This is a genomic window from bacterium, from assembly GCA_040753555.1.
Taxonomy (GTDB): Bacteria; UBA9089; UBA9088; order UBA9088; family UBA9088; genus JBFLYE01.
The window spans coordinates 1-11,157 of record JBFMDZ010000068.1; the positions used below are offsets into that span (position 1 = coordinate 1).

The 11,157-nt window shown below is 36.8% G+C and carries 6 protein-coding genes; all 6 read right to left on the reverse strand.

What is annotated here, in order from left to right:
• Positions 1-85: 85 nt before the first annotated feature.
• The 6 genes from AB1630_06835 to AB1630_06860 all read right to left on the reverse strand — a co-directional run bounded on the left by AB1630_06835 (position 86) and on the right by AB1630_06860 (position 11,029).
• A complete protein-coding gene (locus tag AB1630_06835) occupies positions 86-5,965 on the reverse strand; it encodes an Ig-like domain-containing protein (GenBank protein MEW6103513.1) in 5,880 nt (1,959 codons plus the stop codon).
• 3 nt (positions 5,966-5,968) lie between these two features.
• Positions 5,969-7,051: a hypothetical protein gene (locus AB1630_06840; GenBank protein MEW6103514.1), complete on the reverse strand. Its 1,083-nt coding sequence runs from the start codon at positions 7,049-7,051 to the stop codon at positions 5,969-5,971.
• Between the two features lie 245 nt (positions 7,052-7,296).
• Positions 7,297-10,101 (reverse strand): Ig-like domain-containing protein, encoded by a 2,805-nt coding sequence (locus tag AB1630_06845; protein MEW6103515.1) that lies wholly within the window; start codon positions 10,099-10,101, stop codon positions 7,297-7,299.
• Positions 10,102-10,160: 59 nt separating this feature from the next.
• Positions 10,161-10,310 carry a hypothetical protein gene (locus AB1630_06850; GenBank protein ID MEW6103516.1) on the reverse strand — a complete coding sequence of 50 codons (150 nt, stop codon included), beginning with the start codon at positions 10,308-10,310 and terminating at the stop codon, positions 10,161-10,163.
• Between the two features lie 80 nt (positions 10,311-10,390).
• The gene (locus AB1630_06855; GenBank protein MEW6103517.1) at positions 10,391-10,582 is read right to left on the reverse strand and encodes a hypothetical protein; all 192 of its coding nucleotides are present in this window, start codon (positions 10,580-10,582) and stop codon (positions 10,391-10,393) included.
• Between the two features lie 3 nt (positions 10,583-10,585).
• On the reverse strand, positions 10,586-11,029 hold the full coding sequence (locus AB1630_06860; GenBank protein ID MEW6103518.1) for a hypothetical protein: 444 nt from the start codon (positions 11,027-11,029) through the stop codon (positions 10,586-10,588).
• Positions 11,030-11,157: the final 128 nt, after the last annotated feature.

Below are 11,157 nucleotides of genomic sequence, written 5' to 3' on the forward strand. Positions count from 1 at the left end.
GTCCCCTTCTTTAATATCGGCAGATTTGGTATTTTTCTTAAATATTTCTTTTCTTTTTGTTTTTTTAACAATAATCCATTTTATCTTATTGTTTATATAGATTTGTAAAAAGTTGGGGAAGTTCTGAGGGGGATACATCAAGCTGGAATTCTTCAGGCCCACACCACTGTAAAATAAAGCCAGTTGTTTTCCAATCATCAATGGCCGAGCCCTCCTCTACTCCATTCCTATTTCCATCAAGGCTATTTCCATAGACATCTTTTATATTTGCGCTGATAATAATTTCACTTAAATAAAAATACTGGGTATAATAATAAGAAGGTACATTAATATAGCCAAAAATTAAGTTATTCTTAACCATTGGAGATGATAAAGTTCTCCATTCTGGAGGTTTAGGAGTACTTCCCTCAGGTGTTGAAAATTGTATGAACAATAACCTAATCCAATTAGGATAAAGGCTTGCATGGTCTATTTTATGAGAAAAAAGGATTTCTAAATAAATCGTAGCCTCACCACTCTTATTCCATCTCCCTTTTATAGAAACAATCTTTGGTGGGTTCATATCAATAACCCTGGTTGAAATGGTCGCCTCTTTAAGCTCAAAGGATTTGTTTGTTAGAGAAATGGTTGCCTTGATTGGCTCATCAGGAAAATAGGCAATCTTATCCAATGATATATCCAAATCAGTCTCAATGCCCTTGATGTTTATATCAAAATTAAAGCTTAAAATATCAGAAAAATCATCCTTTAATTCTATTATAAGCTTATAACCAAGGGTTTTCACATAATCTGGGATATTGAATATCTGGGTAGAAGACCCCTTAGGTATAATTAGCGAGGATGAGCTTGAGGCTATTAAATTGTCATTATCCATAAGCCTTAAGCTAAGATTAACATTCTTTTCATTCCCCCTATTGTTAAAAATAATCCCTATATCTTCCCCTCTTGTAAAATCCATTTTGTTTAAACCTACCTCCACCATACCAGAAATAGAAATCTTCTCATCAAGGCTTAATGTCAAACCCCTCTCCTTTTCCCTAAAATCTGCCCTAATCGTATATGTTCCTTTTTCTATCTTAAGCCGGTTTGGAATAATAAAGGGAATAGATGATAAGGAAAGGCTTTTTGATGTAGCTGTTCCTGTTTTTGTCCCAAGTGTTTCTTTGTCTTTTATAAGAAAGATATTATAGTTAAATTCTAAATCCTTTATCGCTTTACTCTCAATGCAGATATTTATCTCATCACCACCAAAAACAGGCTCATCTTTGGTAAGATAAAGGTTCATTTTATCTATTAAAATCCATTGGGAAATCTTTGCCCATCCTTTTATTTCTAAATTAAACATAGAACGATCAGATGGCCAAAATGGGACAAAAATGGCGATGGTAGATGTTCCACCGGAAAGGCAGGTACCCGTTCCCTTAAAATTCCAATTGCATAAGCTTGCCTCAAATTCATAGGGAGAATCTACACCACCTTGGTTTTCTACAATGACCGTTAAGGTTTCTCCAGTAGCATACCTCTCTTTTTCTAAGGGTTTAATCACAAGCTTTGCCTTTGGAATTACAAAGCTTATTGTTTTTGTAATTGTAGAGTCCTCCTTTATTCCCCTAATTTCAATGGGATATATACCCGGTTTTACACCTTCTGGAATAATGGGATTATAAACCAGGTAGACTTTTGCTTTAGGAGCCAGACCAATTGAAGTCTGTATCTCAAACCCTATATCTGGGATGGAAAGAGAAAGCAAAAAATCCTCTAATCTAAAGCTTCCATTATTGATAACCTCAACCCCGATATTCATCCTATCCCTTATCCGATAAAATGGCTTGTCAAACTTTGGATTTATAATAATTGATGAGGGGATTTCACTTTTTCCCGAAAGCAATATGCCTCCTTCTTCATCTTCTATTGTATAATTTAATCTATATGTCCCAAAGAGAATTTTAGGAATGTAAATCTCTGAACTTATTGTCCTTGTTTCATTTGGCTCTATATTGCTTAATGTTATTGTCTTCTTAATCTCATTATTGTCTGGACAATTTAGGCTTATGACCAATTTAGGAGAAAAGGCAGTATTTGACCCTTTGTTTGCTATAGTGAAGAAAATAGTATTTGTTCCCTTTATAAATGTTTCTGAAGGCTCTAATTTAAGGGAAAGAAAAGCCTTTAGTATCTTAAAATAATTGGCAGAATATCCAATCCTTTCGTTATTTTTTGAGACATCAGCACAAATTATGTAGTAGCCAGAGGTAGCAGTGCTTGGGATGGTAAATCCAAATTCTTGTATAGATTCTGTTCCAAGTAATATATCCCTTTCTTCTTGAAAGAGCAATGTATTATTTGGATGGGATATTTTAAGGTTAAGCTTTAGGTTGTATTCCTGGGATATTTTGTTTTTAACCTTAACAGTAATAGTCGCCACATCGCCTAGTGTGTATTGTTCTCTATCTTTTTCTATCTCTGCATCTAGTGATAAGCAAATAAGCTTTCCCCCAATTGACCTTACCCCTAAGTATCTTTCTCCCTCATAAAAGTAGATCCAAAGTCGCCAACCCCCAAAACCATACCACCTTGTAGCTGTAGTAATAAAGGGAATAATTAAACTTTCTTTGCTTGGAATAGTGAAATTTCCTATGTAATTCTTTCCTCCATGAACCCATTCCCAATAAGTTGTTATCGTCTTTGTCTCTTGAGTGTTATTAGCAATATAGATGGAAAATGTATATTTCTCTCCCTCTAGTAATATATCCGTAGGGCTTGTAAGAGAGAATAAAAGACCAGGAAGGGGATTGGTTTGGGAAAGGTGTTTTGAAACAGCAAAGTAAAAGATGGGGTCATTTCCTTGGTCAGTTACTTTGTAGATTCCAAGCTTTGATTTTTCTTTTGCATAGTAGGTAAATGTTTGAAAATAGGGATATTCGCCCAGAAGCTCTTTATCAGGGGAATATACCCTTAGGGTTGCTGTATTTGGGATGCTTAGGGTGTAGGTCAATGTTTCCCCTGGCTTTATCTCTGGGATTTCTTTCTGGCTCTTGGCAAAGGTAATGAGGTTGTTAATCATAAGATTTTCTTCTTTTGATACCTGATTCCTTTTGTATCCCCAGTCAGAGTATAATGTTCCTACAATAATGCTTCCCTTTCCATAGGGATAGATAAGCATTGCTGGTAAGCCATTCTTTGTTCTTGCTAATATAATTGTGGCATTATCTGGCCATTTGGTAAAATAACCATCTACTGAGGCATCCATTCCTTGCTTTTGCTGGCTTGAGATTATTGGATGGTAATTCTGGATATAGACAGCATTTGAATAGCAGGATTGGTCTTCCCTCCAGCCATAGGCAGATAGATTTCCGGGAAGAATCTGAAAATCCTCTCCATATTGTTGAGCAAAGCAGATGATTGTTCCTCCACCCTTTGCATAGTCTTTTAGCTTTTCTTTGAATGATTGTGTATTTAAGCCATCTAATCCACCGGTTGGAATTAGTAAAATTGGGTATTTGGTGAATAAACTTAATTCTCCACTTGGGTCTCTTAGATTGAATGTTTCTCCTATGTCTTTTAGCATATCACAAACCGCCATTGAAAATCCATTGTTTAAAATGAGAATCTTTGAGTTAAAGTCTACCTCTACCTTGTCATAATGGATTGTGCTTACATCCATTGTCTCATCTGGATGGTCACAGCCTGGGGATTTTACCGTTTTTGACTTTGTCTCTATCTTAAAGGAATAGGTGATATTACTTTCATTCCCTGCTTCATCCCTTGCCTTAAGGTAAAAGGTATAATCTCCCTCATCTAGGTTGTATGATGCAGAGGGATTGTTTGAAAAAACCTCGCTTTTTTTCCCAAGGCTATATGAATATGAAAGATTACTTGGTAAAGTTACATTATCGCTTCCTGCCCAGGAAAATGATGCATTTCCTTTGTTTGTGGAAGAGCCTATAAACTTATCCTTACAATCATATTTATTGACTATTTCTGCATTTTTAATATTTGTCTCTGTAAGCCATACATTGGGTGGGGTGGTGTCAGGGGGTGGTATGTAGATAGGATGGTCGGTGATTTTCTTTCCCTCTGGGTATTCTATTGCCTCCTCTAGGATTCCAGAGATAGAAACAGATATTTTATGAACAAGGTCATCATCCTTTGCCAGCTCACCTCTTGAGGTAACCTCCATTGTGGTTTCTTTCTTTCCCCCGGCGGGAAGGGTTAATTGTGTTTCTGGATATTTTGAAATGTAGAGGCAACCTGATGATTCTATACAATCCAAGGAAAGGTTTGCCTTGTATTCCTTCTTTGTCTTATTCTCAATGGTTATCTTATGAGACTTTGTCTGGTTTGGCTTAAATGAATGGTATGTTGGGTCAATCTGAACAATAAAACCAGCCTTTGTTTTGAAGGTAAATGAATAATATTCTAGGGGATTTCCTGCCTTATCCTTAATTGCTCCTTTTTGGATTGCTACGCTATATTCTGTCATTGGTTTAAATTGTTCTGGTTCAAAACAAATACTACCGTCCACAAATACAAACCAATTACCTGAAACAGGAGGGGAAATCCTGCATTTTGTCTTATCAAAGCTATTTGAGTCAATCCCAGAGGCATAATTATTCACCTCTGGGTCTTCAATATTTATTGAGACAATCTTATCAAGAGGAACATTTTCTTCCCCATCTGCTGGGTTGGTGGATTTAACCTCGGGATTTGTGGTGTCGATGTAAAATTTATGCCAAGTATCATGACCATTGTAGATTCCATCACCATCTGTATCCAATTCTCCCTCAGGATTTTTAGAGCTGTCATCCTCATTAAAATGGTCTAGCCCTTTTACCATCAATGTTGCAAGTCCATCCCACTTATCACCCTGATTGGAAGGAATGTCTATATAACCATCCCAGGTGTCATTGTCGTATAAAGTCTTTAGCCAGAATTCATGCTTAACCTCAATTGGGTCTTCACTACCTGCCGGCTTTAAATAGACTTTGGTTGGCTGTCCGAATAATCCTGTATCCATTCCTTCAGAAAACCTTATCTTTACCCTTAATCTTCCAGCATTGGCAGGCTTCTTTTGACAACCAGAGAGGTCTCCAGGGTATGAAGAATCAATAAAAGGATAGGTTAGATCAGGATATTTGTAGGTATAGATTTCTTCCTTGTCTATTCCTACCTCTCTATTTACCTCAACCTTAAGGATTTTAGGGGCAAGGTATAACCGCATTGTTGGACCATTAAGCTGGGCTCCTAAATTTGAATTAACGCTATTAGCATAGGCATAAACATAGTGTATGGTATCATTGTTTTTCTCACCATCCACATCATCCCTTAATCCACCAATGTTGTAAAAGAGGTTTTCCGCTGCCTCACGGTTTTTATCAACAGTACTGGTACCTGCAAATCCCAAGAAATTTCTAGCATTAAAAGCATTGGCAAGGGGAAAGGAACGACAACCAGCTATAAAAACAATGGATTTATCTTTATGACAGGCTCTTGTTTGAATAAATGATCTTTTTACAGCAATTCCATAGTATGTTGGATTTTTCTGATGATCATAGGTAGTATAAATTTCTGTTGGTGAATATCCAGTTGCTATATATTCCTCAAATTTTTCATTTCGTCTTCTTTCGCCATCATCAGTATAAGGATAGGTTTCAACCAATAAACTTACAGATCCTGCATGTGAATGGACAAAGAATACTCCATAGGGACTAGATAAGGCTTTTGTAAATTCAGAAAGGGTTGCATCTTCTGGGTCTAAATCTGAGTGGGAGTTAACCTTGGAATCAAGTCGATAATTATGATAATTATGTCCTTCGTGATCAAATAGATTCTTCATTTCATCTTCACCACCATTATTCAGTGTAAATCTGCAAGGAGCAAAGACAAATGCTTTACGAGGCTCTGGAACTTCTAATCCATAAAGGAAAGAGGTTATAATAAGAAAGCTTAGAATAATCTGTCTCATTGTTTACTCCTTCCACTCTTTAGGGTCATAGTTATAAAAGATTGATTTGGCAGTATCATCATAAGCCCAAGCAGTATCCTCATCACCAGCAAGCAAAATCATTAGTTTCTTTATTTTTTCTTTATTGCTTAATTTAGGGTTTTCCATAATGTTTATAACAGATTCCTTAGCGTCAGAGTCCATACCACCTGTTTCTCCACTATAATCAAATGTCAAAATTCTGTTGTTTCTCAGCCCTAGTTCGCAAGATTCTTTCTCCTGCTTTGCTAACTTTATCCTATCCTTTCTCAATTCTTCTTTTGTTGGGCGGGGAGGAGCAGGATAAGCAAAATAGTCTATTGCCGTTGCAATTTTACTTTTACTATGTTTCCAGGTAATAAAAGGTGATTCTATTTCATCATCCCATTCTATTTTTTCTATATTTTCAAATCTTTTTGCAAATTCCAGCAATTTCTTAGAGGCAATCTCTCTGCCCTCTTTAGCCTTGACCTCTAAATAATAATCTGCAAGTGCATTTACTGTCTCACATTCCTCTTTTCTTTCTTTCTCACGCTGCCTCTTTTCTTCCTCAGTAAAAGCTTTCATCTTGATTTTGACATTAGGATTGCTCATTAGGGGATGAACCCGAATTCCGTTAATAAAAACCTCCTCCCCCTTTCTCTCTACATAATATGGAGGCTTAAGCAAATGTCCATAGGCAATTACAGTCCCGCTCCTTATGCCAAGTATGCCTCCCAGGATAGATTTCTTGGGATAAATAGGGGTTTTGTATAATTTTACATCATCCTTTACTATTGAAGGGTCAACACCCGAATTCAACAAATCCAGCCTTCTAAAAACTTCTTCACCTTCTTCCCTGGGTAACGACCTCCACTTTTGGATTAACCTTGTCTTTTCCAGGGTTTCTGGACCATCAAATAATAAATGGAGCCTTTCTATCTCCTCAAAGCTTATTGATTGAGAAGCTTGGGTTCCCTTAGAACCTTCCTCATTCTTAGCCGGCCTCTTTTCTGCCCAGCCTAATCCTCCCAGCAAGCCTAATGCAAGCAGGCAGGCTATTCCTTTACTTAATGTTTGTTTAAACATCTTACATCACCTCTCTGATAATTTTTATCATAATTTATATGATATTCTTTGTTTTTATATTTTGTCAAGAAAATTTTTGCCATTTTTTTAAATCCTTACCCCTTAGGAAACTTAAAGCTAAAAGCTAAAAACCAAAAACCACAATTCAAAATTTAAAACTACTGCAAGACAAAGTAAGAAATAATTTTGAGTTTTAAGTTGTAGTTTTGCATTTTTAGTTTTAAGTTTTCCATTTATTTAAACCTTTACCTCACTTCTGACTCCTGACTCCCGACTCTTGACTCCTGACTTTCATTTTTGTTTTCCGCCGCTTCCCTTTTCCCAATAATATAAAAAAATGGCTTTCTTAAAAGACCAAATTCATCTGCATTTGCCCAAATCTGGTAATCTCCCAGGCTTATCTCTCCAACCGGTATCTTCTTCCTTAAGACAAATGCCTCTGTATTTGTTCCATACCTTATCTCATATATCCCCAGAATGTCTTTGTTTGTGGTGGTGTAGGTGAATATATTGGTTGTTAAGGTAGCAATTAGCTTTTTCTCTGGGTTATAAAGCCTTATTGTTTCCGTTGAGCTAAAGGGAATGGTGATGGTTTGTTCTGGCTCTATCTCTTGAATATCTTTGTTTTTTACAAAGGTTATTAGGTTGTTAATCATTAGTCTTTCTTCCCTTGATACCTGATTTCTTCTATATCCCCAATCAGAGTATAGTGTTCCTACAATAATGCTTCCCTTTCCATAGGGATAGCTTATCATTGCTGGTAAGTCATTCTTTGTTCTTGCTAGGATGATTGTTGAATTGTCTGGGTATTTTAGGAAATAACCATCAACCCCTGCATCCATTCCCTGTTTTTGTTGGGATGATATGATTGGATGGTAATCCTGGATATAGACAGCATTTGAGTAGCAACTCTGGTCTTCCCTCCAGCCATAGGCAGTAAGGCTTCCTGGGAGTATTTGAAAATCCTCTCCATATTGTTGAGCAAAGCAGATGATTGTTCCTCCACCCTTTGCATAGTCTTTTAGCTTCTCTTTGAATGATTGTGTATTTAAGCCATCTAATCCACCGGTAGGAATTAGTAAAATAGGATATTTGGTGAATAAACTTAATTCTCCACTTGGGTCTCTTAGGTTAAATGTTTCCCCTATGTCTTTTAGCATATCAGCAACAGCCATTGAAAAGCCATTGTTTAAAATGAGAATCTTTGAGTTAAAGTCTACCTCTACCTTGTCATAATGGATTGTGCTTACATCCATTGTCTCATCAGGATGGTCACAGCCTGGGGATTTTACGCTCCTTGAATTTACCCCTATGTTAAAGGAATAGACGATCGCACTTTCATTCCCTGCTTCATCCTTTGCTTTAAGGTAAAAGGTATAATCTCCCTCGCTTAAGGTATATGATACAGAGGTATTTGTTGAAAACCCTCCACATCCTCCAATGCCATAGGAATATAGAATCTTATTGCTTTCTGTGTAGTTATCGCTTCCTTTCCAAGCAAATGATGCCCTACCTGAGCTTTTGTAATAACCTATAAAATTATCCTTGCAATCATATTGATATGTTATTATTGCATTCCTAATATCTGTATTCGTAATCTCTACACTTGGTGGGGTGGTGTCGATGTAGATAGGATGGTCGGTGATTTTCTTTCCCTGCGGGTATTCTATTGCCTCATCGGGGATTCCTGTGATAGAAAGGGATATTTCATAAACAAGGTCATCATCCTTTGCCAGCTTGTTGCTTGAGGTAACCTCCATTGTGGTTTCTTTCTTTCCACTTGCTGGAATGGTTAAAAAAGAATCTGGGGATTTAGAAATGTAGAGGCAACCTGAAGATTCTATACAATCCAAGGAAAGGTTTGCCTTGTATTCCTTCTTTGTCTTATTCTCAACGGTTATCTTATGAGCCTTTGTCTGGTTTGGTTTAAATGAATGATATGTTGGGTCAATCTGAACAATAAAGCCAGCCTTTGTTTTGAAGGTAAATGAGTAATATTCTAGGGAATTCCCTGCCTTATCCTTGATTGCTCCTTTTTGGATTGCTACGCTATATTCTGTCATTGGTTTAAATTGCTCTGGTTCAAATTTGATGTTATTTCCATCACAAGACCAATTTCCTGAAACAGGAGGGGAAATCCTGCATTTTGTCTTATCAAAGCTATCTGGGTCAATCCCAGAGGCATAGTTATTAACCTCTGGGTCTTCAAGGGCTATTGAGACAATCTTATCAAGGGGGACATTTTGTTCTTCATTCGTTGGGTCGGTGGATTTGATGATGGGATTTGTGGCGTCAATGTAAAATTTATGCCAAGTATCATAACCATTGTAGATTCCATCACCATCTGTATCCAATTCTCCCCCAGAATTTTTAGAGCTATCATCCTCATTAAAATGGTCTAGCCCTTTTACCATCAATGTTGCAAGTCCATCCCACCTATCAGCCTGATTGGAAGGAATGTTTATATAACCATCCCAGGTGTCATTGTCATATAGGCTCTTTAGCCAGAATTCGTGTTTAACCTCAATGGGATCTTCACTACCTGCAGGCTTTAAATAGACTTTAGTCGGTTGTCCTAACCATCCTGTATCCATCTCCTCAGAAAACCTTATCTTTACCCTTAATCTTCCAGCCTTGGCAGGCTTCTTTTGACAATCAGAGAGGTCTTCCGGGTATGGAAAATCAATAAAGGGATAGGTTAGATCAGGATATTTGTAAGTATAGATTTCTTCCTTGTCTATTCCTACCTCTCTATTTACCTCAACCTTAAGGATTTTAGGGGCAAGGTATAACCGCATTGTTGGACCATTAAGCTGGACTTTTAAGTTTTCATTATGAACACAGGAAAGAGCATAATGTATGGTATCATTACCTTTCTCACCATCCACATCATCCTTTAATCCACCCATGTTGTAAAAGATATTTTCGGTATCCTGACGAGATATTGGAGCATAAGAAAGGTCTTTATACCCTAAAAAGTTTCTGGCATTAAAAGCATTGGCGAGGGAAAAAGAGTGACAAGCGGCTATAAAAACAAGGCTTTTGTTCAAAGAGGTTCTTTTTTGAATGAATTTTCCTTTTACACCAATTACATAACACTTATCAGTTACTATAGTTTTATAGATTCTGTGCCTTCTTTATATCCCATTGCTGTGTAAGTGGCAAATTGCTCATCTCTTGCTCTTTTACCTTCATCATTAAAGGGATAGGCTTCAACTGTTAGAGCATCCTCATTTCCATGTGAATGGACAAAAAACACCCCATATCCTCCCTTTAGGGCATTTTCAAATTCCTTAAGGGTTGTTACGGGTTTTAAAGGCGGTTCATCCTTACCTTGAATTAAGTAAACAAGTTTATAATTATGATAATTATATGTCCTTCGTGATCAAACAGATTCTTCATCTCATCTTCGCCACCATTACCCAGTATAAATCTACAAGGGGCAAAGACAAATGCTTTACGAGGCTCAGGAACCTCTAATCCATAAAGAAAAGAAACAACAAGCAAACTTATTAAGATAATCTGCTTCATTATTTATTCTCTCCACTCTTTAGGGTCGTAGTTATAAAAGACTGACTTGGCAATATCTTCAACATCAATAAACAAGATTTCTAATTCCCTTATCTTTTCCTTGTTACTTAATTTAGGGTTTTCCATAATATTTCTAACCTGTTCCTTAGCATCAGAATCCACACCACCTATTCCTATCCCACTATAATCAAATACCAGCACACGATTGTTTTTTAAGCGTCCCTCATAAGATTTTTTCTCTTTAATAGCTGTCTCTAGGCTATCCTTTTTCCGTCTTTCCTCTGCTTTTTTCCGTTCTTCCTCTGTAGGAGGGGGTTGAGGGGGGAGATCATCAAAATACATTATCCCTTCTGGATATTTCTCTCCTTTCCAAAGAATAAGAGGTTCGTTTCTCTCCCTATTCCATTCTATTTTTTCTATAATTTCAAATCCTTTTGCAAATTCCAACAATTTCCTATATTTCGCTACCTTTGTCCAGAATTACCTCTAAACAGGATATATTATATCAAAAACACATCACAAAAAGATAATCTCTTTTTTCCTTTATAGATTTTTTTGTTAAATACCATCAAAAC